This window comes from Bremerella volcania, from assembly GCF_007748115.1.
GTDB classification, from domain to species: Bacteria; Planctomycetota; Planctomycetia; order Pirellulales; family Pirellulaceae; genus Bremerella; species Bremerella volcania.
In genome coordinates this window covers 6,350,465-6,373,740 of the sequence record NZ_CP036289.1, presented here as the reverse complement: position 1 = coordinate 6,373,740, position 23,276 = coordinate 6,350,465, and the positions used below count along the sequence as shown (strand labels likewise).

General features: G+C 58.2%; 25 protein-coding genes. 5 read left to right on the top strand and 20 right to left on the bottom strand.

Annotation, left to right across the window (positions count from 1 at the left end; all coding sequences use genetic code 11):
- Nucleotides 1-7: 7 nt before the first annotated feature.
- Nucleotides 8-400 carry an STAS domain-containing protein gene (locus tag Pan97_RS25540; RefSeq protein ID WP_144977798.1) on the bottom strand — a complete coding sequence of 131 codons (393 nt, stop codon included), beginning with the start codon at nucleotides 398-400 and terminating at the stop codon, nucleotides 8-10.
- A gap of 104 nt (nucleotides 401-504) precedes the next feature.
- The gene (locus Pan97_RS25535; protein ID WP_144977796.1) at nucleotides 505-885 is read right to left on the bottom strand and encodes an STAS domain-containing protein; all 381 of its coding nucleotides are present in this window, start codon (nucleotides 883-885) and stop codon (nucleotides 505-507) included.
- A 404-nt stretch (nucleotides 886-1,289) separates the two neighbouring features.
- On the opposite strand from Pan97_RS25535, the gene Pan97_RS25530 reads away from it, so the two are divergent.
- Nucleotides 1,290-2,183 carry a DNA-methyltransferase gene (locus Pan97_RS25530; RefSeq protein WP_241676342.1) on the top strand — a complete coding sequence of 298 codons (894 nt, stop codon included), beginning with the start codon at nucleotides 1,290-1,292 and terminating at the stop codon, nucleotides 2,181-2,183.
- A gap of 71 nt (nucleotides 2,184-2,254) precedes the next feature.
- On the opposite strand, the gene Pan97_RS25525 is transcribed toward Pan97_RS25530, so the two are convergent.
- From Pan97_RS25525 to Pan97_RS25485, 9 genes are all read right to left on the bottom strand, one after another.
- Nucleotides 2,255-2,752 (bottom strand): dihydrofolate reductase, encoded by a 498-nt coding sequence (locus Pan97_RS25525; RefSeq protein ID WP_144977794.1) that lies wholly within the window; start codon nucleotides 2,750-2,752, stop codon nucleotides 2,255-2,257.
- Nucleotides 2,749-3,543, bottom strand: a complete 795-nt coding sequence (locus tag Pan97_RS25520; RefSeq protein WP_144977792.1) for a thymidylate synthase — start codon at nucleotides 3,541-3,543, stop codon at nucleotides 2,749-2,751. The genes Pan97_RS25525 and Pan97_RS25520 overlap by 4 nt, the downstream gene beginning before the upstream one ends.
- A gap of 223 nt (nucleotides 3,544-3,766) precedes the next feature.
- Nucleotides 3,767-4,591 carry a sugar phosphate isomerase/epimerase family protein gene (locus tag Pan97_RS25515; protein WP_144977790.1) on the bottom strand — a complete coding sequence of 275 codons (825 nt, stop codon included), beginning with the start codon at nucleotides 4,589-4,591 and terminating at the stop codon, nucleotides 3,767-3,769.
- Between the two features lie 181 nt (nucleotides 4,592-4,772).
- Nucleotides 4,773-5,978, bottom strand: a complete 1,206-nt coding sequence (locus Pan97_RS25510; protein WP_144977788.1) for an iron-containing alcohol dehydrogenase — start codon at nucleotides 5,976-5,978, stop codon at nucleotides 4,773-4,775.
- Nucleotides 5,979-6,176: 198 nt separating this feature from the next.
- Nucleotides 6,177-6,443, bottom strand: coding sequence for a hypothetical protein (locus Pan97_RS25505; RefSeq protein ID WP_144977786.1), 267 nt, complete (start codon nucleotides 6,441-6,443; stop codon nucleotides 6,177-6,179).
- A 260-nt stretch (nucleotides 6,444-6,703) separates the two neighbouring features.
- Nucleotides 6,704-7,354: a hypothetical protein gene (locus tag Pan97_RS25500; RefSeq protein ID WP_144977785.1), complete on the bottom strand. Its 651-nt coding sequence runs from the start codon at nucleotides 7,352-7,354 to the stop codon at nucleotides 6,704-6,706.
- Nucleotides 7,355-7,493: 139 nt separating this feature from the next.
- Nucleotides 7,494-8,294 (bottom strand): DUF4198 domain-containing protein, encoded by an 801-nt coding sequence (locus Pan97_RS25495; RefSeq protein ID WP_196782218.1) that lies wholly within the window; start codon nucleotides 8,292-8,294, stop codon nucleotides 7,494-7,496.
- Nucleotides 8,295-8,327: 33 nt separating this feature from the next.
- Nucleotides 8,328-9,410 carry a DUF1559 domain-containing protein gene (locus Pan97_RS25490; protein WP_144977783.1) on the bottom strand — a complete coding sequence of 361 codons (1,083 nt, stop codon included), beginning with the start codon at nucleotides 9,408-9,410 and terminating at the stop codon, nucleotides 8,328-8,330.
- Between the two features lie 277 nt (nucleotides 9,411-9,687).
- Nucleotides 9,688-10,335, bottom strand: coding sequence for a hypothetical protein (locus tag Pan97_RS25485; RefSeq protein ID WP_144977781.1), 648 nt, complete (start codon nucleotides 10,333-10,335; stop codon nucleotides 9,688-9,690).
- Between the two features lie 164 nt (nucleotides 10,336-10,499).
- Between Pan97_RS25485 and Pan97_RS25480 the strand changes: the two genes are divergently transcribed.
- Nucleotides 10,500-10,901: a P-II family nitrogen regulator gene (locus tag Pan97_RS25480; RefSeq protein WP_196782217.1), complete on the top strand. Its 402-nt coding sequence runs from the start codon at nucleotides 10,500-10,502 to the stop codon at nucleotides 10,899-10,901.
- A 41-nt stretch (nucleotides 10,902-10,942) separates the two neighbouring features.
- Nucleotides 10,943-11,449: a hypothetical protein gene (locus Pan97_RS25475; protein WP_144977779.1), complete on the top strand. Its 507-nt coding sequence runs from the start codon at nucleotides 10,943-10,945 to the stop codon at nucleotides 11,447-11,449.
- 28 nt (nucleotides 11,450-11,477) lie between these two features.
- Here the strand turns inward: Pan97_RS25475 and Pan97_RS25470 are convergent, their stop codons facing one another.
- Together Pan97_RS25470 and glnE are read right to left on the bottom strand one after the other, a co-directional pair.
- Complete coding sequence (locus tag Pan97_RS25470; protein WP_144977777.1) at nucleotides 11,478-11,663, bottom strand: hypothetical protein; 186 nt, start codon at nucleotides 11,661-11,663, stop codon at nucleotides 11,478-11,480.
- 35 nt (nucleotides 11,664-11,698) lie between these two features.
- Nucleotides 11,699-14,821 (bottom strand): bifunctional [glutamate--ammonia ligase]-adenylyl-L-tyrosine phosphorylase/[glutamate--ammonia-ligase] adenylyltransferase, encoded by a 3,123-nt coding sequence (gene glnE / locus Pan97_RS25465; protein ID WP_144977775.1) that lies wholly within the window; start codon nucleotides 14,819-14,821, stop codon nucleotides 11,699-11,701.
- A gap of 540 nt (nucleotides 14,822-15,361) precedes the next feature.
- Between glnE and Pan97_RS25460 the strand changes: the two genes are divergently transcribed.
- A complete protein-coding gene (locus tag Pan97_RS25460; protein WP_144977773.1) occupies nucleotides 15,362-15,901 on the top strand; it encodes a DUF2617 family protein in 540 nt (179 codons plus the stop codon).
- Between the two features lie 144 nt (nucleotides 15,902-16,045).
- Here the strand turns inward: Pan97_RS25460 and Pan97_RS25455 are convergent, their stop codons facing one another.
- From Pan97_RS25455 to Pan97_RS25440, 4 genes are all read right to left on the bottom strand, one after another.
- Nucleotides 16,046-16,846, bottom strand: coding sequence for an alpha/beta fold hydrolase (locus Pan97_RS25455; protein WP_165698973.1), 801 nt, complete (start codon nucleotides 16,844-16,846; stop codon nucleotides 16,046-16,048).
- A 163-nt stretch (nucleotides 16,847-17,009) separates the two neighbouring features.
- A complete protein-coding gene (locus Pan97_RS25450; RefSeq protein WP_144977770.1) occupies nucleotides 17,010-17,465 on the bottom strand; it encodes a DUF2752 domain-containing protein in 456 nt (151 codons plus the stop codon).
- Nucleotides 17,462-19,420, bottom strand: a complete 1,959-nt coding sequence (locus tag Pan97_RS25445) for a tetratricopeptide repeat protein (protein WP_144977768.1) — start codon at nucleotides 19,418-19,420, stop codon at nucleotides 17,462-17,464. Before Pan97_RS25445 ends, Pan97_RS25450 begins: the two co-directional genes overlap by 4 nt.
- Nucleotides 19,421-19,859: 439 nt before the next feature.
- The gene (locus Pan97_RS25440; RefSeq protein ID WP_144977766.1) at nucleotides 19,860-20,300 is read right to left on the bottom strand and encodes a response regulator; all 441 of its coding nucleotides are present in this window, start codon (nucleotides 20,298-20,300) and stop codon (nucleotides 19,860-19,862) included.
- Between the two features lie 172 nt (nucleotides 20,301-20,472).
- On the opposite strand from Pan97_RS25440, the gene Pan97_RS25435 reads away from it, so the two are divergent.
- Nucleotides 20,473-20,910 (top strand): hypothetical protein, encoded by a 438-nt coding sequence (locus tag Pan97_RS25435; protein WP_144977764.1) that lies wholly within the window; start codon nucleotides 20,473-20,475, stop codon nucleotides 20,908-20,910.
- A 32-nt stretch (nucleotides 20,911-20,942) separates the two neighbouring features.
- On the opposite strand, the gene Pan97_RS25430 is transcribed toward Pan97_RS25435, so the two are convergent.
- The 3 genes from Pan97_RS25430 to thiS are packed head-to-tail and all read right to left on the bottom strand — an operon-like array spanning nucleotide 20,943 to nucleotide 23,242.
- Nucleotides 20,943-22,139: an FIST signal transduction protein gene (locus Pan97_RS25430; protein ID WP_144977762.1), complete on the bottom strand. Its 1,197-nt coding sequence runs from the start codon at nucleotides 22,137-22,139 to the stop codon at nucleotides 20,943-20,945.
- A gap of 60 nt (nucleotides 22,140-22,199) precedes the next feature.
- Nucleotides 22,200-23,042, bottom strand: coding sequence for a thiazole synthase (locus tag Pan97_RS25425; RefSeq protein WP_144977760.1), 843 nt, complete (start codon nucleotides 23,040-23,042; stop codon nucleotides 22,200-22,202).
- The gene (gene thiS / locus Pan97_RS25420; RefSeq protein ID WP_144977758.1) at nucleotides 23,042-23,242 is read right to left on the bottom strand and encodes a sulfur carrier protein ThiS; all 201 of its coding nucleotides are present in this window, start codon (nucleotides 23,240-23,242) and stop codon (nucleotides 23,042-23,044) included. The genes Pan97_RS25425 and thiS overlap by 1 nt, the downstream gene beginning before the upstream one ends.
- Nucleotides 23,243-23,276 lie beyond the last annotated feature (34 nt).

Below are 23,276 nucleotides of genomic sequence, written 5' to 3'. Positions count from 1 at the left end.
AGCCTTGTTAAGGGGAACGCAGGCGATCGAGTCCGTCTTCACGGTTTGTCGCTACCTCTAACGGTCCCGGTTGATTCATATCGTCTGATATTAGGCTACAGACGAAAAGTACTCCCCGCAACTCTCCATTCAGGCTGCAGACCATGATTCGCCCCTGAACTTCGCACACTTCCCGCAGCAAAGCGACCAGTACTCGGACGCCAACGCTCGACATAAAGCGTACGTGGCTCAGGTCAATTAAGACCTTTTCCGGGTGACGGGACCGCCCATAATCGATAAACAATTCGCGAATCGTCAGACAGTTGTTCGCGTCGCGCATGTTCGAGATCAAGGGAGTGACCACGTGAACATCGTCGACTTGTTCGAACGAAACGAGTGAATGAGATACCTTGGCGTTCATGCTTCCTTGCTCCGCCTTGCATGGTTGGGGTGGGTGCCGATCGCTCGCATCAAGCTAGCATGATCGGTAATCAGAAGTGCCTGATCGGCCTGATCGCAGATAAGTTACGCGGCCGACAAAGCTGACTCAAGAGTATCTACGGAAGCAAACGGCGTTGGGTCGTTAGGGTTTTCTGAGATTAATTTGCAAATTCTGAACATTCCGGTGAGGGAGTCGGACAGGTTGCAGAAAATGATCCGTTCGTCCGCGTTGGGAACTGCCCGACGAAGATTCAGAAACGCGAGAATTCCGATACTGCTGACGAAGTTGACGTTCTGCATATCGATCACTACGCGTCGATGATCGATCTGTTTCACATAGTCGGTCATGCCATCCCGAATCGAATAACAGATCTCGGAATCACGCATTTGTTCGACTTGCGGAGTGAGCACTAGGACTTCATCCGCAATATGGTGGTGGACTAACGTCGGAGCGGCATCGTTCATGGCTGGCCCTTTTCAAAGTGGATCACCTCACAAGCGCTCAATGAGGAGAAACTCTTAACAGAGTTTCAATGATTTAGCATCACCTACCTTTGAGGGAAGGTCAACCGGCGAAATTCGAAAGAAAGGACTTTCGACCGCTTATTTCCCGTGCTGATAACATCCGCAGCCAATGGGTGTTTCTTCGTTTGACAGGCAAGATAGCCACCAGTTGTGCGACCAATGAAGATACTGCTGGGGGGTGAATGGCCTCTTATTCGCTGACTGGGGAAACCCACGTTGGGGCAAGAATCCGTTAAGATACGGTGGTCCGATAGGATTGCGCCCTGCCGCTTGCCGGGCTACACTGTGATACCACCAGGGCTTGTCCCAAATTGCACGAAGTATTCACGCCAAGGAGGGCCGCTGTGGCGACGCCACCGAAACTTTCCGCCACCGGTTTGACGACCGGCGATTGCATCGCCCAGATGAAGAAGCTGCCGGAGGAGTGCATCGATCTGGCCTTTGCCGATCCCCCCTTCAACATCGGCTACAAGTACGACGTGTACGACGATCGTAAATCGGTCGACGAGTATCTCCTGTGGAGCGAAACATGGATGCGGGAAGTCCAGCGCGTTCTCAAGCCGACCGGGGCATTCTGGCTGGCGATCGGCGATGAATTCGCCGCGGAGCTGAAAGTTCTGGCGACGCGCACGCTCGGTCTGCATTGCCGTAACTGGGTCGTCTGGTATTACACCTTCGGTGTGCACTGCAAGAGCAAGTTCACCCGCAGCCACGCGCACCTCTTCTACTTCACCAAGGACGCCAAGCAGTTCACCTTCAACGACGAGCAGATCCGCGTCCCGAGCGCCCGGATGCTGGTTTATGGCGACAAGCGAGCCAATCCCAAGGGACGCGTTCCCGACGATACCTGGATCCTGCGTCCCCAGGATGCCCCCGAAAGCTTCAGCAGCGAAGAGGATACGTGGTACTTCCCCCGCGTGGCCGGTACCTTCAAGGAACGAGCCGGCTTTCACGGCTGCCAAATGCCGGAACAACTGCTGGGGCGAATCATCAAGTGCTGCTCCAACGAAGGAGAGATCGTCATGGATCCCTTTGCCGGCAGCGGCTCGACGCTGGTGACTGCGAAGAAGCTGGGCCGCCAGCCGCTGGGTTTCGAGCTATCCAAAGACTACGCGAAACAAGTGCGCCAGCGTCTGGCCAGCGTCAAAGAAGGGGATCCCCTGGTCGGCGCCGAAAACCCACTCACCAGCGCCCCGAGCACCGCCAAGGGACGCCGACTGAAAGAAACCACGGCCTAGGTAGGGCCCGCGTGTCGCGGGTCGGATACCGAGTACCGCTGCGCGACCCGCGACACGCGGGCCCTACCATTCTACGCTTCCGGCAAACGTTCCCAGACCTCGAAGCGGGTCGGGTACTGGTTCTTCTCGTCGGCGGGTATCTCTTCGGCCGACTCCAGATGCCACTGATGAAAATCGAGCAGCGGGAAGTGCGTGTCTCCATCGGGGATCATGGCGTGTACCTTCGTCAGGTAAAGCCGCGTCGTCCATGGGAGCATGGCCTTGTAGATTTCGGCGCCCCCCACCACAAACGCTTCGTCCGCGTCGTGACACGCGGCGACCGCATCGCCGACGCTGCTGGCGATGACCGCCCCTTCGACCTGGTAGCCAGGATCGCGGGTAACGATGATCGTCGTGCGTCCCGGAAGCAGCCGCCCGATCGACTCGTACGTCTTACGCCCCATGATCATCGGGTGCCCCATGGTCAGGCTTTTGAACCGCTTCAGATCGTGAGACAATCGCCACGGCATGTCTCCGTCACGGCCGATCACCCAGTCTTGGCTGGCCGCGACGATCATCGAAATTCTCATACGGCCACCGGGGCGGAAATGTGCGGGTGCGGGTCGTAGTCGACGAGCTCGAAGTCTTCAAACGTAAACGCGAACAAGTCCTTCACGTTCGGGTTGATCTTCATCGTCGGCAGCGGGCGAGGCTCGCGCGACAGTTGGAGCCTGGTTTGTTCCAGGTGATTCGAGTACAGGTGCGCGTCGCCAAACGTATGCACGAAGTCGCCTGGTTGCAGATCGCATACCTGGGCGATCATCATCGTCAGCAGCGAGTAAGAAGCAATGTTGAACGGTACGCCGAGGAACACGTCGGCACTGCGTTGGTAGAGCTGACAGCTCAACTTCCCTTCCGCCACGTAGAACTGAAAGAGCAAGTGACACGGCGGCAGCGCCATTTGCGGAACGTCGGCCACGTTCCAGGCCGAGACGATCAACCGCCGCGAATCAGGGTTCGTCTTGATCTGCTCGACCAACTGCGAAACCTGATCGATCGTCTCGCCGCTGGGGGTCTGCCAACTGCGCCACTGCTTGCCGTAGACCGGCCCGAGGTTGCCATCGGCGTCGGCCCACTCGTCCCAAATGCGGACCTTGTTCTCTTTGAGATACCGGATGTTGGTATCCCCTTGCAGAAACCACAGCAGTTCGTGAATGATCGAACGCAGATGCAGCTTTTTGGTCGTGACGACCGGGAACCCTTCCGCGAGATCGAACCGCATTTGATGCCCGAATACGCTCAGCGTGCCGGTGCCGGTACGATCGTGCTTCTCGACCCCTTCGTCGAGAATCCGCTGCATCAGATCAAGGTACTGTCGCATAAAAACTCATGTCCCCTCTTCCTCGCAGGGAGAGGGTTAGGGTGAGGTATTTTGAACGGAGTGAGCCTTGGTGAAGAGGTTTCCCACGGCAATCCGTTGTATTCTGAAAGTCGAACTCGGTGGACGGTATCGATCGCGCTGCGCCCCTCACCCTAGCCCTCTCCCCCAAGGGGCGAGGGGACAAGAGCTTAGGACGCGCTGCGTTCACCAGCATGTATGGCAACTAGCTGATCGCTGCTTCGCATTGTCGCATGTAGGCGATGCTGTCCTTCACCAGCGACTCGATGCCAGGCTCGTAGTCGAAGACTTCCACCGAGACCCAACCATTGTAACCGACTTCCTTGAGGGCTTGGAAAATCGGGATAAAATCGACGTCTCCCATTCCTGGGCCGCGCTTGTTCGGGTCGTTGGCGTGGAAGTGAGCAATGTGCGGGTGCGTTTCGCGGATGATCTGCGGGATCGGCTTCTCTTCGGCCGACATCGCTTTCACGTCCAAGTGAATCTGGCAGTTGGGCGAGTCGATCAGGTCCATCAACTCCAACCCCTTCTCCGCCGTGTTCAGGAAGTCTCCTTCGGCCGGGCCGAGCGGTTCCAACGCAAGCGTCACGTCGCACTGTTCGAGCGTAGGCATCGCTTTGCGAATGCAATCGGCGGCCAGCTTCATTGCCTGAGATTCACTCACCCCGGGAAGCAGGTTTCGCTGCTGCGGGCTGCCCAGCACCATGATTTTTCCGCCCAAATCGCGACATAGCCGCGCCAATTCGCAAAAGTAGTCACTCGTCTTCTGGCGAACGGCATCGTCCGGGGTGGTTAGGTAGAATCCTTCCGTCTTGGCCAACAGCCAATGCAGACCCACCACGTCCAGTTCGGCATCTTCGATCTTGCCGCGGATCTCGCCGCGCTGCTTGGCGGTCAAATCGTAGGCAGTCGAGGCGAGCGTGAACGGAGCGATTTCGATCGCATCATAGCCTGACTCTTTCGCGTGCGCCAGGGCCGTTTCCAGCTTCCAGTCTTGGTACGTTTCGTTGCAGATAGCGTAAGGAAACATCGGCTTCTCTTGTCCCCTCTCCCTCGCGGGGAAAGAGTTTGTTGTTCGTGTTGGGAAGTTAAGCGAGCAATGTCCAGCGTCGCTCGCCCCCTCACCCTAACCCTCTCCATGCGAGGGGCGAGGGGACAAGATGAGGAACACTCCGTTCTATGGGATTCGCGCCGCAGGGACAACCATGTGCTTAAAGCGCTTCAGTCAGAATTTGCAGCAAGTCGTCCCGGGTCGGGGTGCGTGGATTGATATTCATCAGCCGCGAAATGGCAAATGACTTGTCGGCGAACTCCGGCAGCATCTCTTCGGTCACGCCCAGCGCACTCAGCTTCTCGGGAATGCCAATGAGTTCCTTGAGCTGTTCCACCTGGCGGATCGCGAGCAAGCCCCCTTCCATGTCGCTGGCGTAATCACAGATCGGATCCAACAGCTGCGCGATCCGAGCCAGCTTCGTCTCGCGCTGCGGCAGGTTGTACTTCATCACGTAAGGAAGCAAGAGTCCGTTGCCGCCGCCGTGGCTGCAATGCACGCGGCCGCCGATCGGGTACTCCAGCGCGTGAACCACCGCCACGCCGCAGTTGGAAAACGCCAGGCCTGCCAGCGATGCGGCGAGCGCCATCTTCTCGCGGGCCTCGCGATTGTGCGGGTCGTGAACGGCCGCTACCAGGTAACGGCCTACCAGCGCGATCGCTTCTTCGGCAAACAACTCGCCGATCGGCGTGCTGCCGCTGTACGGAATCGACTCGCCGGGCTCGGCCGCGATCTCGGACGACTCCTTCGATAGGTACGCTTCGACCGCATGGGTCAGCGCGTCGATGCCACTATCGGCGGTGACTTGCTTCGGGCAGCTGAAGGTCAGCTCGGGATCGACAATTGCCAGAGCCGGGCGCATGAACTGGCTGAGGATGCTCACCTTCATGTGCGACTCGCGATCGGTCAGCACGGCCGACTGCGAGACCTCGCTGCCGGTGCCGGCGGTGGTCGGCATGGCGATCACCGGAATGATCTCGGACGGAACGTTATCCCAGCCAAAGTAGTCTCGCGGCTGGCCCCCGTGCGTGGCCAGCACGGCGGTGACCTTGGCCAGGTCGATATTGCTTCCACCACCCAGCCCGAGAATCGCGTCCGGCTCGAAGGTACCGGCCATCAGCGCTGCGTTCCTGGCGATTTCCAAATCAGGCTCGGCGACGCTGCCGTCGAACACTTCGACCTGAATGCCGTGCTCCTTCAGGTCGTCAACCAGCGGCTGCACCATGCCCAGGCCGGCCAGCGTGGCGTCCGTAACGATCTGAACTTTACGATACCGACGACCAGCGGCCCGCTTGCCAAGTTCGTGCCGAGATCCGCAGCCAAAGGTGAACTGCCCGGCAGAGAAGAAGCTCCAGGATTGTGCCATGTTATCGAATCCTGTCCCCTCGCCCCTTGGGGGAGAGGGCTAGGGTGAGGGGAGATCAGGTGTCTCGGTTAGCTATGGAAGAAGCGTGAACTGCGAGAAGAGAATATGCCGTTAAATCTTAAAAGGGTGAGAAGCGTCATCAGCAGCCCCTCACCCTAACCCTCTCTCCCCTCAGGGGAGAGGGGGACAAGATGTTGGTTAGCCTTGCTTGGCTAGTAGGCGTTCCAGGTACTTGGCGACCAGCGTGGCGTCGTCCGAAGCGACCAGGTGATCGATCTGCTGCTTGGGGACTTCCAGCTTTTCCAGGTGACCGATGATCCGCTTCCAGATGGTGGCTCGCTTCTTCCCTTCAGCGAGGTACAGCTCGGTGATGTTTTCCTGGAGCTTCTGCGTCGCGATGGCGTCTTTGTTGTCGTAGTAACGCTTGATGATGTTTTGCTGATGTTTCGTGTAGGACTTGGCCATCCGGGGCATCCTTTTCGCATTCAAGAAAGCAAATAAGACCGCAAACAGGTGCGGCCGAAAATTCATCGTGACAGAGTCAACGAAACCTGTAAAGCGATCGGCTTTCCTGGCGGCAGAATTCCAGCAAATTTGCCCATAGTATCAGTGCTGGCATGGGCAACTCTGGTCCCCTCGCCCTTTGGGGGAGAGCGTCACGCCGGTCCCTTTAATGCCTATTCTGTATCAATCGTTGGTTTTCCGGTGATTAGACCGGGTAACTATCATTTCTTCGGGAGTTTGATCCGCGAAAGCTCAAGCTTCTGATTGAAATCAAACAAGTCTTCGGTCTTATTCGATTTAAGGACCTCTTTGAATGCATCAGACTTGGATGTCACCAACGCTATATACTCCGTAGAATTTTCGTAATGAACTGTTTTTCCAGCGAGCTGACTTTTGTCGATCATTTCCGCAAAACGGGGTCCATTCGGGGGTATGAGAACCAGCTTGTCATCCGAGATGTTTTTTACGAGCAGAAATCCGTAGGTCGGTTCATCACGATTCCGGGTCTTGGTTTCAAAGAAGATAAAATCGTGTTCACCTAGCGAAGAGAACGTACCGACGTTTGACATAGCCTCAAACTTGTCTTCTGACCTCCGTGACAGTGTCCCAATCAATAGACCGCCGTCAAATCGAGTGGCTGCCTGATAAACGTCGCCCTGAGCGGATGACCACCAGCCACGCATCTCGTTGGTTCGTTCTGCAGACCAACGCTCACCAGGGATTTCGCTGAAATGCACGATCTGGCAGCCAGAAAGTGCGACGACGAGAAGTGATGCAAGCGTTCTCAAATCGACTCCGTCAGATAGCTGAGCGTTAGGAAGCTTCTCCCTAACAACTGTCGACAGTAAAGATTCCTCCTGACGTTCAGGCATTTAACGTAACGTCGAGGATAGTCGCTGGCTACTTCGTTGTCACTCGTTTTGCATGTGATAATCCGCCGTGGCCCGGCGCGCTTCGCAACCTTCCGGCCTAACCCTCTCCCTTCGCAAAGGGAGAGGGCACCGGCAAGAACTATTCGCCGCAGCAAGGGCAACGTTCCGGCACGATCACCAGCAGCGTCGCGCTGTACTTGGTGGCATCGTAGCCATCACCACTGGCGTCTGGCTGTTCGACATGCGCCACTACCAGGTACTGATCGCCGCTCTTGGGCGTGAAGCTGGCTTCGCCGTTTTCGTTCGTCTTGCGCTCGTACGTTTCGTCGAAACCTTCCTTCAGGGTTTCACGGCGCGGAATGAACGAGACGACCGTGTCCTTCAGCGGCTTGCCATGAAACATCAGCTTCACGGCGATCGGCTTGCCAGGGCCCAGCGGCGCGACGGGGTTTTCGGTCGGTACCAATTCCAACGCGTGACCCTGCGGCTTGTCGAAGCCGGTCAGGTCGCTGGGTACCTGCGAAAGACTGTCGCTGACGATGAAGAAGGTCTTGCCGCTCTTCACGCTTCGCACCGGGTGGCCGTGGTTCACGATCGTATCGCGGGCGTGCGACACGAGGTAAAGGCCTGGCGCGTCGGCGACGTACTTGGCGTTCCAGAAACCTTCCTTGGGGGCATAACCCAAATCGACCGCCACGCTCCTCAGGTCGAACTTCGACCCATCCGGGGCAACGACGTCCCAAGTGCCATCGGCCGGGTTGGCCTTGCTGGCCATCTTGAAGTCGCGATGGTCGTTGCCGTGGTTGCCAAGTTTCAAGTCGACGTAGATGGCATCGCCCGTGCGGACGATGCCGGTGTTGGTTTCGACCCAGGTGTCGTGGGCTAAAGCGCTGGTGGCCATCACGGCAACCAGCAGAGTCATGGTAAGAATGCGTTTCATATCGTTTACCTTATGGGTAGATGGTTTTGAAAATTAATAGTCGCCGATCACTTCGCCGCCGCTACCGCTGTAGATCGCGCGGTTGATCGTCAGGTCGATCGTCTCTGGCAGAAACTGCACCGAGCCGTCACCGAATAGAACTTCCGCGCCGCCTGGGTGAAAACTGCGGGCCGCGAAGTAGCCGGTGAAGTGAGTCACCACGTCCGGCGTGCGACTGTTCGGGGAAAGGTACCCGTTGGTCGCCGAGTTGATCGCACCGCTGAACGCCCACGTCGTGCCGCGGCCGCGCAGGGCCGGGCTCTCGCCGCCGCGCCAACTGGTGAACTGGTTCCAGAACGAGGGAACGTCCGGATTGGCAATCATTCCATTGCCATCGGTGTAGCTGCTCCAAGGGCTGCCGCTTCCATCCATGCCGCGAACCGAACCCATGCTCGTTCCCACGCCGCTCGATCCGTTGAGGGTCTTTTGATACGGAGCCTTCGGCAGCTCTCCCGCGGCCAGCGTCGTATCAGGCCCCACGCTGCGAACCGTTTCATTCATCAGCGCCGTGTTGCTCAGGCCATCGGTCAGTGCAGAGAACTTGCAGCCGCTGGGCTCGAAGAAAGGACCATCGGTCCGCCAGCGGAAGTCGTAGTTCGTCCCGGTACCGCTGCCGATGCTCACCATGTAGTTCAGTCCTCCGTAGGTCACTGGGCCGCCACTGGTGGTCAGCGTGGTGATCTCCGGAGCTGGATCGCTCGGGCAAAGGTAAACGGGAATGGGCGTGGCGAACGCACTGGCGAACAGCGGGTTGGGGATCTTCTCGCTCCAGCTGCCGGTGAAAGCGACTTCGGAGAAGTCCAACAGATCGTACAGATTGCCCTGTTCGATATAGGGCAACACACGTGCCTGGACCGAGAAGTCGGCGTCGCGCTGACCAAACCGAGGCAGCACCTGGTGCGTCGATTCGTAGTTGTGCAGAGCCAACCCCAACTGCTTGAGATGGTTGGTACAAGTCATCCGCCGAGCCGCCTCGCGGGCTTGTTGCACGGCAGGCAGGAGTAGCGCGATCAAGATTCCGATGATGGCAATCACCACCAGAAGCTCGACCAGCGTAAAAGCTTGTCGTCTTTTCATGATTATGTATTGAAGTAAGTAACATGTTTTAAGAAATGAAAGAGAAATGATTGGCAATTCTTGTCCCCTCTCCCTCGAAGGGAGAGGGCTAGGGTGAGGGATTCACGATCGCGCGTCGACGAACATCGTGCGTCGCTATTCATGCATCGATCAGGAACCCATACCCGCCACGCAATTCGATCTGGGATAACCCCCCTCACCCTCTCCCCTCAGGGGCGAGGGGACGGGAAGGAGTGCGCAGCAGCGAACCTTCACCAATCAGACTTCGAGAAACACGTTAGACCCGCGGCGGTGGCGGGTCGGGGGGGGCGCGGAAAGAGGTAGGCCGCAGTAAAGAATCGTGGGGCATGGCTTCGACGTGCAAAGCCACCAGTCGTCCGGCACCCAGATCAAATTCCAGGACCGGCGAGTAAATCAACGTCACGCTCGCCAAAGCATGGCACTGCATCGCATTGGTCAGCGAGAAAGGACGTGAAGCAGGAGCCTCTTTCGGCTCGCTCTTGGTGAGCGAGCATGAACCGCCAGCACACGCTGCCTCTTCCGTCTTCTTCTGCGGCGAAATCCCTCGCAACGTGCACTGGGCGGCGTAAACGTCTGGTTTCAGCTCCTGCGAGCCGCAGTATTCCGACGACGAATCGATCGTCTCCTTCAGCGCGGCCAGGAAGGCCTCTGGCGGCTGAACCGCATTCTTCTGAGCCCAGGCCAGTTTCTCCTGGCGGCTGAAACAACAGCAGTGGTTCCAGCAGTTACCGGCGTTACGGCAGGAGCAAGCGTGATCCTGGCACATGAACGGGATGCTGGTGTCCTTAAAATTTGGTACCGAGATGGTGATGCCCGCTCCCCATAAGACCATGGTGCCCAACAGGATAAACGTAAGCGTACGTTTTCCAAGGGACTGATCGGTTAGCTGATGCCAGGCGTGCATCGCGGGCGATGGACTTTCCGGGGGGATGAAATGGCGGTGGGGTCCCGGTTTTCGGGAAAGAACCGATTGTAATACTGCTGCTGTGTGGGGGCAAGTTTCACAAACTCACTAGCGGGACATACGCCCCAAGGTTTACCATAGATAGTAGCGATGCAGGCAAAAACATGCCGAAAGTCGCTGACTTGGAATTCGTTCAAGAAGCGAAAGAATTCAATAACGTGAAGCAAATTATCGCCATCGTGAAACCTTATCTGGCCGAGAAAGTGCTCGACACGCTCAGCCGCGCTCCGCTGGAAGCATTGAACGTCCGCGAGGTGAAAGGTTTCGGTCGGCAGAAGAATTATCTCGACGAGTACAGCGAGAGCGAATATTCCAAAACGTTTCTGCCCAAGATCGAAATCAGTATGTGGTTGGATGATTCGCGAGTCGAGGAGACGGTTCGCAAGATCGTCGCGGTCGCGCGTAGCGGCCGAATGGGGGACGGAAAGATTTTCGTCCTGCCGATGACGTTCGCCGCGGACATGATCGACTTCGCCGAATACGAAGCCCGGCAGAAAGAAACCTAGCCCCGGTCGTCGATCAGGCCGGAGTATAAGGAGTCCAAGCCATGCGACACCTACTCATCGGTTTGATTGCCCTGGTCATCTTTCTCATGTTGGTCCTGTACGCCTCGGCCAAGATTTGGGGTGAGGAACCGCCGACCCGCGCGGCGCCCCCAGTGGAAAGTGCCTTGCAGCTAAGGCTTGCGCCGCGCAGCGTCCTGGTCTTCGATACCCTCTACAGCGGCCGGACCCGCGTGAACCCCGTGCAGCGGCAACTGCTGCGCGAGGGATACGGGGTCGCGGGAAAGCTGCCGATCCTGCCGGAGAAGCGCGACGCGAACTTAAAGGATGCCGCCGGCAACGTGCTGCCGTCGGCCAATCCCTTGCGTAACCTGAGCGGCCCGCTGCTGGGAACCGAGCGCACCACGCGCGATCCGCTGATGCGGAACCGGCTCTCGGCGAGTGAACGAACCGAGCAGCAGCTTTACCGCGGACCATCGCACCCAGGGATGATCGCCCCGCGAGCCCAGCAGCAGCGGTCGACCCCTTCGGCGCGGGACTTGGGGCGGTAGGGTTCGCGTGTTAAGACGTGGACCACGTTCACGCGTGAGATCCTTCGGCCGCCCTTTCAGGGCTTAAGACATTGTTGTTGGTCGCCAACCAGGGGCTCTTGCGCCCCTGGCTATTATCTGTCGCCCCGTTGGGGCTCAAGAGGATGCCGGGAATCGTCGGAAGCTGCCACACAATCGCGGGTGACCAATTCGCCTCGGGCGTATCCGTGACCATCCGTGCAATCCGTGGTTAGCCCTCTCTTCTCTCTCCTAACCAGCAGCGGCCTTGTCGAAGATTTGATCGTAGCGGCGGCGCGTTTCGCGGGTCATCTGGCGGCACTCTTTCAGCAGCGTGGCCGGGTCTTCGTAGTCCAACAGGTAGGCCAGCTTGGCGACCTCCAGGCGTTCTTCCGGCAGGTCGTGCCGGGCCGTGGTGTTCATCAGTCGCAGCCGGGCTTCCACCATGCGGAGGAACTCGTACGCTTTGTGGAAATGGTCGTGGTCTTCCTGGCTGAGATAGCCTTTCTCGTGCAGCAGCTTCAAGCCGTCGAGCGTGTTGGGGACCAGCACTTCGGGGCTCTCGGCCAGGTGCTTCATCTGCAACATCTGCACGACGAACTCGATGTCGACCGTCCCGCCAGGGCCGCGTTTGATGTTGTTCTTCGACGCTGTCTCTTCCATGCGGGTACGCATCTTGCGAATCTCGTCCGCGTCGGATGGCTTCCACGGATGACAGGCGATCGCGTCGCGAATGGTCTTCTCGGCCGCTTCGCACCCGGCCGGCGGACCGAAGATCGGACGGGCCTTGGTCAGTGCCTGGCGCTCCCACAGTTCGCCGCTTCCCTTGGCGTGGTAGTTGAAAAGATCTTCGAGCGTGACGGCCATGGGGCCGCTCTTGCCGGTCGGACGCAGCCGCGGATCGAGTTCATACAGCCGACCATACGGCCCCAGCTCGTTGACGCTTTTGATGATCCGCTGGCCGAGCTGGCCGAAGAAGTGCTGGTTGGTCGTGCTGCTTGCGCCGCGATGCCGACCATCGACGACCGTGTTCCCGTTCCCTTCGTAGACGAAGATGATGTCGAGATCGCTATGATAGTTCGGCTCTTTGCCCCCGATCTTGCCGAGCCCCAAAATGATCAGATCGCACGGCTTACCGTCAGGCAGGCGCGGTTCGCCAAAGCGGGCCACCAGCTGGCGATACTCACGGAAGACGATTTGATGCAGGCACACTTCGGCCACGTCGGAAAGAGTTTGCAGCCGCGTGTGGAGATCTTTCTTACGCAGAATATCGAGCACGCCCACACGCAGGTGCATCAGGTTTTTGAAGCTGTGCAGGATCGGCATGATGTCTTCCGCCCCGCGGCACAGCTCCAGCACCATCTCTTCCAGCACGCGGCGGCTGGGCAAGCGGTCGAGCATGAGCGAGTCCATCAACTCGTCGATCATGCCTGGGTTGCTGATCAGCACGTTTGACAGGTAGGGACTGCCGGCACAAAGCCGCACGTACAAATGCAGCGTCGCCGGATTCGCGCTGAACAATTCCCACAGAACTTCTTTACCCCCGAGCGAATCACTTACCTGGGCCAGGTTCACCAAAGTGGAGTCAGGATCCGGCGTCTGTGAAATGGCTTCGAGCAGTTGCGGCGCGATCGCGGCCAGGAAGTGCCGACAGCGACGCGTCGAAAGAAAACGCACCCGTTCGCGCGTCAGGGCCATCACATTTTCGTAGGCGATCTTCGGATCGTGGAAGCCAAAGTCGGAGAGGGCTTCGTCGATCGCGTCGGCGGTCGGCTCGGGATCGAGCACCAGGTCGACCACCGGGGCGGTTACCTCGTCATCGGGGAAGGCGTCGTGCAGCAGGTGATCGAGGATCTTGCGATTGATCTCGGTCTTCTCTTGAAAGTCGGCCTGGAACTTCTTGAGCGCGGTGCCGTCGGAATCGTCGACGTATCCCATCCGCATGGCCAGCTTGTTGCGCTCGAGCGCCTCGCCGGGGAGGGAATGGGTTTGCAGATCGAACATGATCTGCAAGCGGTGTTCGACCTTACGCAAGAAGCTGTAGTTGTCTTTCAGGATCGAACTTTCCTGCAGCGTCAGACAACCCACTTCTTCCAGCGTGCGAATCCCTTCGAGCGTATTCGGCATGCGAATCTGCGGCAGATCGCCCCCGTTGAGCAGCTGCAGGAACTGAATGACGAACTCGATATCGCGAATGCCGCCATGCCCTGTCTTGACGTTGGCGTCGACCGCGCCGGCGCCGGTGGCACGTTTCTCGATGCGGCGTTTGAGTGCTTTGATGCCGGTGATATCGGCGCGGCTGAGATAGTTGCGATAGATCCACGGTTCCTGCTTTTCGAGAAACTCTTGCCCCAGGGAACTATCGCCGGCACAGGACCGTGCTTTGACGAACGCCTGGCGTTCCCACGTGCGGCCCAGGATATCGTAATAGTGCAGCCCCCCGTCCAGGCTGTTGATTAGTGGGCCGCGACTTCCCTCGGGTCGCAGCCGCATGTCGATGCGGTAGGGGGTGCCGAGTTCGGTCGGTTCGGTCAGCAGCTTCATCAGTCGCTGCCCGACGCGCTCGAAGTACTCTTTGTTGGTGATCGATTTCTCACCGTCGGTGCTGCCTTCGCCGTCGTAGAGAAACATCAGGTCGATGTCGCTCGAATAGTTCAACTCCGAGCCTCCCAGCTTCCCCAGCGCGATCACGCAAAACCGCGGCGTGCTTGCCTTGCCGTTGCGACCATTTTTAGGCGTGGGGTTGCCGAATCGCAGCGAGACCAGTTTGCACGCGGCGCGGTAAGCGGCTTCGATCAACGCATCGGCCAGAAACGAGATTTGCCGCGTGACGGTTTCGATGTTTTGATTGCAGATCAAGTCGCCGTAAGCGATCCGCAGCGTCTCGCGCCGCTTGTAACGCCGCAGCGCCTTCATGATCGCTTTCTCTTCGTTTAGTAGCCGTACCTCGGAGACGATCTCGTCGACCAGGTACTGCCGCGCCGCAGGCTGGCCGTCGGTGATGCGAACCAACTCGAAGCTTTCCGGATCGTTGATGATCTGATCGCTGAGACTTTGACTGGAGCTGAAGATCCGGACCAGCGTGGTCATCGAACTCGAATCGCGCTCGAACAGCGCGGCAAGGCTGAGTGGACTGCGCGCTCGGCTGAAGAGTCGCTCCAGATTGTTCAGCGCCATATCGGGATCGCTGCAGCCGGGCAGCGTTTGCGAAAGCTGCCCGCACAGGGACGCTTGCAAGTCGATGGGCAAGTTCAACCGCACGAAGCTGTTCAAGTTTTCTCGGCCGCGCGCCGTGTCAACAATCTTCAGTTGCGAAAGCCACTCGTCTGCGTCCTGAGAATTATCAGCAAGCTTCGCGAAATCAGATACGGTCATAGTCGCTTCGAAAGAGCCGCTGGTGAAAGTGCTTCCCCTGGGGATTGCGTTAGTCTGCCTGGGGCGCGGAAAGCAGCGCAAGTGCAATCAGGGTCGCGAAATCGGTGAATTCGGTAAACTTGTATTCTAAGCGGAAAGCGCGCGTTCCGATAGCAAGCAAGCAAGGAAGATCGTGGCAAAAAAGTTGACATTTCACGCCTGACGAGAATTCGTCAAACTAGGGCAGAGAGTTTTCAGTCTCAAAGAATCTTGTCCCCTCTCCCCGCAGGGGCGAGGGGACAGGAATTGATTCTTACTAAACACTTGCCCCCTCGTTCGCCTACGGCGACTTAAAAGTCAAGTCCTTGCGAAAAATTTCATCCGGTAAATAATCAAATTCAGACAGACCGGAAAACAGTATTCCTCGGGAAATTGTGGCCTGTTTATAATCAAGGACGCCGACGCGAACTAAGCTTGCAAAAGACGAGCGGCAAATGCTCGCAGCGGTACGTCATCGAGATCAGGAGGATCTCGCCGCCTTAAACTGAGAAGGAGTTTTCATTGCTTTCGATCCGTCCCAGAGTTGCTGAGCTGGCCTTTCAGCTTTACACGAGGCCACTTCACCCCGAACTGTTCGAAGCGTTTCAAACGCGAACGGTCCAGCGGGGAGGGTACACTCTGAAGATGGATATCACCAACTGCGGCCATGTTCTCACCTGGCGGCACGAAGGGCTCACGCTGACCGAAGTTTGCACCTCGGCTCATCAAGAACTGCCGACCAAGCGGCGGATCATGGCCTATCAAATCAAGGGACGACGCAGCGATCAATTCGAGTGCCACGGCATTCGCTATCAAACGACGTTTCAATTGGAAGGCGTTTCGACCAAGCTTTTCCGGATGTGCCAACGCGAACTTTGCAACGACGATCGCAAGGTTGGGCTCGTGCATGAATTCGATTCCAGCGGCCGAATGAACATGGGGGCCGTCAGCTACATGAACGCCGAGACACGCAACCGTAGCGTCTTCATCCAAGCGTTTCACACCTTTCCCGACGACCAGGCCATCGTCAAAACGGAAACGTATTTCCGTTTGCCAGGGTAAGCCGCTTCCACGGGTGGCCGCAGGCCACAAGCGGCTAGTGCATCAGGTTTGTCTTAGATAGAACGATTCCACCTTCAACCAGCTCCATGCCTGAGCCGCTTGTCGGCGATGCCGACCCAGAGATGCTCTCTGGGCCACCCCTCGTCACTCCAAATCTCGGCAGAACGGTAGCACGGCTTCGCACATCGCCTCGGGGTTTTCCATGGGAACCATGTGTCCCGCGGCGGGAATCTCGACGAACTGGGCACCTGGGATTTGGGCGGCGAATCCTTTCATTTCATCCGGTGGGCTGATCACGTCGTGCTCGCCGCTGATGACCAGCGTGGGAATGTTGATCTCCGGCAGCCAACTTTCCACATTCGGCCTTTGGGCCATGCCGCGCTGGGCGGCGGCTACGCCGCGGGGATCTTGCCGCAAGATCATTTCAGTCAGAGCCTTGGCCACTTCCGGCTTTTCATGGCGGGTATTTTCCGAAAGAAGCTTGGGCAGCATGTTCACCGGCACGTCACTCATGCCAGCCGAAAGGACCGCCTCGGCGGCCATGCGACGAGCCCGGGCTTGCACCTCGTCGTCGGCGATGGCCCGCGTGTCGAGCAGGATCATGCGGCTCAATCGATCGCGATGCCGCTGCCACATCTGCCACGCGATATAGCCCCCCATGCTCAGCCCGGCGAAGGTGACTTGCTCTGCGATATCCAACTCATCGAGAATCGCGGCGACGTCATCGGCGAACATCTCCATCGGAACGATCTCGCGATAACCATCACTCTCGCCGAAGCCGCGCAGGTCGACGGCAATTACCTGGTGCTGCTCGGCCAGCGGCTCGAACACGGCGTCGTACATGTGATGGTCCAGCGGAAAGCCATGCACCAGCACCAGCGGACTCCCCTGGCCTGCCGTGCGAACATGAAACGAGGTGTCGCCGATTCGCAGTTTATGGTCCATGGAGTTGCTCCGCAGGTTGAAGTCACGATGGTCTAACCGTAGTTCATTGTGACAAAGAACGATCGATTTGGGAAACTCGCCCCGAGTTCTGTCCCCTCGCCCCTGCGAGGGAGAGGGGACAAGAAGAAGCATGTGCCGTCAACGAATTTCGCTGACTCAAAAATTAAGACGCCAGCTTCCCGATCCACTGCATCATCAACACGACGACGATCGGTGCCCAAATCCAAAGCGACACCATGTTCAAGTTCCAGGCCGGCAGTCCGCGGCGCAAGCGCCATAGTTGAGCGATGCGATAGGGGATCTGAAAGAGGACCACGCCGAAGATCAGAATGCCGGCCGGGTTGAACGCCAGCGACGCGCTCAGTTGGCCGTGCGCCAGCGAGATGAAGCTGCGCGTCAGACCGCAGCCGGGGCAATCGATGCCGGCCATGTTCTGCATGCTGCACGTCGGCGGCAGCGCAATGTTCAGCCACGGGATGACCACGTCGGTCGGTCCGTCGGTAGTGAGCAGAAACGACAGCGCCGTCACCAGCACGGCGATGCTCAGCATGATGATGTGGAAGGTCCACTTCGGCCGCGGGGCGTCACTCTCTAGCGGCATCACGAGGGAAGAACTCACAGCTTCCCCTCTTGCTTGTACTCAGGGAAGTGCGTGTCAGGGCTGTCAGGCAGTTCGATGGCCTCGAATTCGATGTTGTTTTCCTGGCACTTCTTGGCGAACTCGTGGTACTTCTTGCGAATCATGCCGGAGTGCGGGATCTGCATGGCCGCCATGCGTTGATACTTGACCGCCGAAGCCCAGTCTTTTTTCGCGGCATGACAGTGCGCCAGGGTGTCCAGGTAAGCACCGTTGCCTGGCACCATTTCCAGCGAAAGTTCGCTCGCCTCGATCGCGTGATCGAAATCTCCGTACGTGTTGCAGACGAGCCAGGCGTATTGATTGCAGTAGTTGGCCATTTGCGAGCCTTGGGCTCCCATGAAGTCGTCGCCGCGGCTGTTCTGTTTGAAGATCTCGTACTGCTTCTGGAACTTCTCGACAAACGGCTTGTAGAAGTCGATCGTGTGGTCGATGTGTTCCTTGGCCTTGGCTTTCCACATGTCGTCCTGCTGGCCGACGCGGTATGATGCGATCAGAACGTCCGCTTCGTCTTCGTAATACTTGATCGCCTTGTCGAGGTCCTTCTTGGCCGCGGTCAGGTCTCCCCGCTTCTCGGCGGCGGTGGCACGGAACAAATAACTACGCGCCAGAAACCGCGAGATCGCTTCGTCGCGATCCGCATTGAGGGGGTTGTTCGGGCCGAACTTCTTCTCGACCGCTTCGACCCACGGCCACATCACATCGGCCGCTTTGTCGGGGTAGCCGAGGTCGTTCTCCAGTTCGCCCAGTTGCATGCGGGCCAACATCGATTCGCGCTCCAGCACGTCGTCGAAGCTGTCGATGACGTACTGGTACTCGCTACGGCTCCAGCGGAAGGTGCCGCGGTCGGAAAGGGCCTGGGCGGTCAGGTAATGGCTGTCGTACGAATCAGGCTCCAAGCTCAACGCGGCCTTGGCGTACGCTTCGGCCTTTTCAATGTTGTCTTGCACCAGTTCCGATTCGGCGAGCAAATACAACAGCGAGGGGTTCTCGCCAAACGGGCCGCCAATCGGCATGCCGTCGAGCGCCGGGGACTTCTTGGCGTGATACTCGGCCAGTTGTCCGACCACCGAAGGCCCTTTGCGATCCAAAAACCACGTAGTCAGGTCCAACAGTTCGCTTTCGGAAAACTTGGCACTGATGCGAATGACGTCTTCCATCGCCGCCAAGGCTTCGTCTTGTTTGCCTTGTTGACGCAGCTGATCGACTTCCCAGCGGACCAGGTCGAGCACGACCTGCTGACTGGTCAGCCCGGGCCGCGTGGTGAACAGGTCGATCTCATTGGTGATCTGGTCTTCCCACTGGGCAATCGCCTCGCCAGGCTGGTTCAAGCTGGTGCGGAAGACCTTCAGCCAACTGGGACCGACGCGAGGACTATCGCCGATCCGATCGCTGATGATCTCGATGATCTGCGGCTTCTCGTCGTCCGAGGCTCCTTGAAATTGAATGGCCGCGGCCAGGGCAGCTTCCTTCGAGAGGACTTCCGAAACGTCGTAGCGGCTGATCCGGCACAGGGCGCTTAGCGCGTCCATCGTATGCAGACGCGACAGCTCGCCAATGCGGCTGCGGCGATTGTCGACGTTCAAGTTGCCGTAGCGATTGAGGTAAGCATTGACCTCGTCCGAGAACTCTGGCCGGGTCCATTCGATTTCAACACTGCGGATGAGATACTGCGCACGGCGGGCAATCTCCAAATCGGGATCGCGCATCGCGCCGAACAGCTGATCGAAGGCCGCGATTCCCATGCGTGCCAGATCGGACTGGGCGCGTTCGCGAACGGTGAAGTTGCGGTCGCCGAGCTGGGTGATCAGGGCCTGAACTTTTTCAGGGGAGGTGGCGGCCGCCGACTGCGCATGGGCAGTGCTTTCCGACCACGGTCCGAGCATCACTACACAGACCGCAGCTACCAGGAAGCCGAGCCGTACATTCCAAGGCATAGATCGTTCCTCGCCATTATCTAAGTACTACAGCGCCGGTATGAATCCATCCGAAGCCCTGAAGGGGCGACACATAATAGCCAGGGGCGTGAGCCCCTGGACAGGCAATCTCAACAAAGTCTGAGCCCCAACGGGGTGACAGAACCTCTAGCTTGGGGAAGATTCTGTCGCCCTTTCAGGGCTATCGCTTCGTAGAAAGCGTTCCAGGGGCCTATGCCCCTGGCTATTATCTTTCGCCCCGTTGGGGCTGAGAGATCATGAATTCGATCCAACGCTGTCGCTTTAGGGACTCTCTAAGGATACCCCTCAAGGCGGCCCAGAAACAAGGCAAGAGTCGCAAGTCAGCAGCCGATAGGTCCGAGGGGATGAAGCGATCGGGGCCTAAAAAATCCATATCAAGTACATCGTAGAGCCAGGAAAAGCCGAGAACGCCGGGGGGTTAGATGCGGCTGTTTTCCATCTGCTCGATATACTGTCGAAGCCGTTCGTTCTCGTTTTCCACGTTCTTTAGGCGCAGCATGTTCTCGACGCGCTTGGTCAGTTCGATGCGATTGACCGGTTTCGAGAGGAAATCGTCGGTCCCGGCTGCGACGGCGCGTTCGATGTCGCCCAGTTCGTTAAGCGCCGTAACCATAAGTATCATAATACCTTTGGTCGATGGATCGGCCTTCAACTGCTTGCAAACCTCGAAGCCGCTGAGCTTGGGCATCATCACGTCCAACAAGATCAAATCAGGCTGGAAGCTGGCGACTTTGTCGAGCGTGTCTTGCCCGTTGACGGCGATTTCCGTTTCGCAGTCGACGCCGGCCAAATAGGCCTCCAAGAGTTCAACATTGGCTTGATTGTCGTCGGCAATCAGAATCTTGTAGCTGTCCGCCATGGTTCTCCTCAACTTACTGCCGAATGCGCGAATCGATCCCGTGATTATAGAAGCCAAGTCGATTCGCGGAAACGGCTGATATCGGCCCAGGCAGGCAACTTAGTTGAGGTTTCCCGCGGGGTGATTAGGCTGGAAGGTATCTACCATGCTTTGCTTCCGAGGATACCCAGCCGTGAATTACCGTCTTTTGGTACGCATACCGACTGTTTTGATTGTCTTGTCCAAGATGCTGTTTGTGGCCTGTCTGATCGTTCAGGCCGCGGGCCCGGCCGGTGAATCCCCAGAGATCGAAGCCGCTCGCCTGCGGATCAAGTTGTACCAGGGGCAAGAGTACCCGCTGCAGCGACGGCTACTCAACTCGAAGATCAACATCGCCAAGGCCCAGATCCAATCGTACGAGCGACAGCTGGCCGAGTACGAGCAGTTCACCAAGTTCAAATACTCGGCGCCCCTCTTCGGACAGTTAGAGTTCACCAAGGTCGGACTTGTCCAAGCCGAAGAAAACCTCAAGAATTTGATCGAAGAAAAGTCGCTGCTGGAGCGCTTCCATCAAGACCGGATGCGCCTAATGCAACTGGAACTGCAAATGCTCCAGCGCAGCGGACTATAAGCAATTTCCATTCATGGAAATCACCCTGCGTCTTAAGTGTCGTCTTCCAGCGGTTCCATTACCGCTACGCTGGCCGTGAAGCCATGTAGGAAGTTCTTGCCAGCGACTGGGCCGATTTCGCCGGCGGCGAAGAAGCCGGCGTTGGGGATCGTGCCGAACGCGGTCTTCAAGCAGGTTGCATCGTGATGCGGTTCGCTGAAGAGCTTCGTTCCGCGCCCATTGCAGGTAAACGTCAGCACCGAGGTGGGCGACGACCCGCTCTTCTTGATCTCGGCGGTCAGCTGCTTGAGTTCCGCCGAAGCCGAGAACTCGTCGCGCACGTGGAACTGCACCGTCTGACCAGGCTTCACGTAGTCGCCGATCATCAGCGAGCCTGATTCTTTCTCGATCCCCACCACGTTGCGAACGATGAAGTCTCCTTGGCTGCGGTCCGATTGGTATTCGTCGACGACGCGTCCGATGTGCAGGCCGCGGCTGACCAGTTGCTGATCCGTCACGGGTAGCGTTTTGTAGATCGCTTCCAACTGCTTGAGCGCCGGTATCCCGCCCAGTTCGTGAATGACGTTGCGCTCGGCCTTGGTAATGATCAGCGGATCGCCGATCGGTCGGCACCCTTGCGAAACGATCGTTCGCACGCGGACGTTGCCGTGCAGGTAAATCAAGATGCCGCCGCTATCAAACGTGCGATCTCCCAGGATCAAACGATTTTCGCCGGGCTGATAGCTGGCGCTGGCGATCCCGCCAATCACCGGGATGCCGGGCTGGTCTTCGTTAATACGCTCCAATAGCAGATCGGCCGGAAAGCTGAAGGGCTCGGCCAAGGCCAACGTGCAGGCATCCTGGGGCCACTGGGTCGGTAGCTCGTCCGACCAACCGACGATCGAGCCCCCGTCCGGCGTGCGCTGGAATTCCAAGTGCATCGGTAAGACGGTCGTCTGCGGCAAGTGAGCCAGCCACAAGCTGATCGCAGGCGTGTCTTCCGCCTCGCGCGATTGGCCGATGATCGATTCGCCGGTGCAGCCGATCACGTTTTGCGTTCCCAAAAGACGCGTGAGCTCTTTTGCCACCACATCGGCATATGGCAGGTGATGGGGCGAAACAAAGACCATCGCCAGATCGACCGGAGCGGCCAACGCGTCGAGCGCCTCTTTAACGACTTCCGCCAGCGCTGCTTCGGTCGTGTCTTGAACCGAAAGTGCCGCGGCAAACTTAGGGTGCGGCTTCGTCATGGTATGTGCCTGGTCCTTTAGGGGACGGAACCTTCTCTGTGGTGTTCCTGCTCTTAGTATCTAGTGTCTCGTGCGGCCGATGACGCCATCTTCCGGGCTGCTGGCCGAAGCGTACAACCGCCGAGGGATCCGCCCCGACTGAAATGCCAGGCGCCCTGCCTCGGTCGCATGCCGCATCGCGTGAGCCATTCGCACAGGATCCTTCGCGTGGGCGATCGCCGTGTTGAGCAGCACGCCATCGACTCCCAGTTCCATGGCGAAGGCCACGTCGCTGGCCGTGCCGACGCCAGCGTCGACGATCACAGGGTAGTCGGGGTCTTCTCCCTTGAGGTACTCCAGGCAGATGCGGATGTTGTTCGGATTCAAGATCCCCTGCCCCGAACCAATTGGACTGCCAGCCGGCATTACGGCGGTCGCGCCCACTTCTTTTAAGCGTTTGGCGATCACCGGATCGTCGGTCGTATAGCACAGAACCTGAAAGCCAAGTTCGACCAACTGCTCGCAGGCCTGAACCGTCTCGACCGGATCGGGCAGCAGCGTCTTGGTATCGGCCAGCACTTCCAGCTTCACCCAGTCGGCACCGGGGTTCTCCAACCCCAGCAGGATCTCTCGGCCGAGCTTAGCCGTCCGGACGGCATCGCGGGCGTTGTAGCAGCCGGCCGTGTTGGGCAGCAGCGTGTAGCGATGGAAATCGATGTAGTCCAGGAGATTACGACCCGTCGGGTCGTACAGCTTTTCGCGACGCACGGCGACGGTGACGCACTCGCTGCCGGAAGCTTCGAGCGATTGCTGCATCAGTTCGAGCGTATCGTACTTGCCGGTCCCGACGATCAAGCGGCTGCGCAGCGTGTGCGTTCCGAGCACCAGAGGGGCATCGTCGGTCTTAGCCTGGACAAGACTCATTAGCCACCTCCTACCAGGGTCACGACTTCTAACTGGTCGCCAGCAGACAACTTATAGGTTGCGTGCTCGCCGCGCGGGATGAGTTCCAGGTTGACTTCCACGGCGATGAATTTGGGATTCAGCGAAAGAGTCTCGACGACGTCCGCCACGGAGGCACCTTCCGGGACGTCGCGTTCCTCTTCGTTAATACGTATTTTCATGAAACTCTCAGACAGAAAATCAGGCGGCACGGCC

What these genes read in the sequence shown, in the direction of transcription:
- Pan97_RS25540 (WP_144977798.1), bottom strand. Translation starts at nt 400, where the DNA reads ATGAACGCCAAGGTATCTCATTCACTCGTTTCGTTCGAACAAGTCGAC.
- Pan97_RS25535 (WP_144977796.1), bottom strand. Translation starts at nt 885, where the DNA reads ATGAACGATGCCGCTCCGACGTTAGTCCACCACCATATTGCGGATGAA.
- Pan97_RS25525 (WP_144977794.1), bottom strand. Translation starts at nt 2,752, where the DNA reads ATGAGAATTTCGATGATCGTCGCGGCCAGCCAAGACTGGGTGATCGGC.
- Pan97_RS25520 (WP_144977792.1), bottom strand. Translation starts at nt 3,543, where the DNA reads ATGCGACAGTACCTTGATCTGATGCAGCGGATTCTCGACGAAGGGGTC.
- Pan97_RS25515 (WP_144977790.1), bottom strand. Translation starts at nt 4,591, where the DNA reads ATGTTTCCTTACGCTATCTGCAACGAAACGTACCAAGACTGGAAGCTG.
- Pan97_RS25510 (WP_144977788.1), bottom strand. Translation starts at nt 5,978, where the DNA reads ATGGCACAATCCTGGAGCTTCTTCTCTGCCGGGCAGTTCACCTTTGGC.
- Pan97_RS25505 (WP_144977786.1), bottom strand. Translation starts at nt 6,443, where the DNA reads ATGGCCAAGTCCTACACGAAACATCAGCAAAACATCATCAAGCGTTAC.
- Pan97_RS25500 (WP_144977785.1), bottom strand. Translation starts at nt 7,354, where the DNA reads ATGCCTGAACGTCAGGAGGAATCTTTACTGTCGACAGTTGTTAGGGAG.
- Pan97_RS25495 (WP_196782218.1), bottom strand. Translation starts at nt 8,294, where the DNA reads ATGAAACGCATTCTTACCATGACTCTGCTGGTTGCCGTGATGGCCACC.
- Pan97_RS25490 (WP_144977783.1), bottom strand. Translation starts at nt 9,410, where the DNA reads ATGAAAAGACGACAAGCTTTTACGCTGGTCGAGCTTCTGGTGGTGATT.
- Pan97_RS25485 (WP_144977781.1), bottom strand. Translation starts at nt 10,335, where the DNA reads ATGCACGCCTGGCATCAGCTAACCGATCAGTCCCTTGGAAAACGTACG.
- Pan97_RS25480 (WP_196782217.1), top strand. Translation starts at nt 10,500, where the DNA reads ATGCCGAAAGTCGCTGACTTGGAATTCGTTCAAGAAGCGAAAGAATTC.
- Pan97_RS25475 (WP_144977779.1), top strand. Translation starts at nt 10,943, where the DNA reads ATGCGACACCTACTCATCGGTTTGATTGCCCTGGTCATCTTTCTCATG.
- Pan97_RS25470 (WP_144977777.1), bottom strand. Translation starts at nt 11,663, where the DNA reads ATGGTCACGGATACGCCCGAGGCGAATTGGTCACCCGCGATTGTGTGG.
- glnE (WP_144977775.1), bottom strand. Translation starts at nt 14,821, where the DNA reads ATGACCGTATCTGATTTCGCGAAGCTTGCTGATAATTCTCAGGACGCA.
- Pan97_RS25455 (WP_165698973.1), bottom strand. Translation starts at nt 16,846, where the DNA reads ATGGACCATAAACTGCGAATCGGCGACACCTCGTTTCATGTTCGCACG.
- Pan97_RS25445 (WP_144977768.1), bottom strand. Translation starts at nt 19,420, where the DNA reads ATGCCTTGGAATGTACGGCTCGGCTTCCTGGTAGCTGCGGTCTGTGTA.
- Pan97_RS25440 (WP_144977766.1), bottom strand. Translation starts at nt 20,300, where the DNA reads ATGGCGGACAGCTACAAGATTCTGATTGCCGACGACAATCAAGCCAAT.
- Pan97_RS25430 (WP_144977762.1), bottom strand. Translation starts at nt 22,139, where the DNA reads ATGACGAAGCCGCACCCTAAGTTTGCCGCGGCACTTTCGGTTCAAGAC.
- Pan97_RS25425 (WP_144977760.1), bottom strand. Translation starts at nt 23,042, where the DNA reads ATGAGTCTTGTCCAGGCTAAGACCGACGATGCCCCTCTGGTGCTCGGA.
- thiS (WP_144977758.1), bottom strand. Translation starts at nt 23,242, where the DNA reads ATGAAAATACGTATTAACGAAGAGGAACGCGACGTCCCGGAAGGTGCC.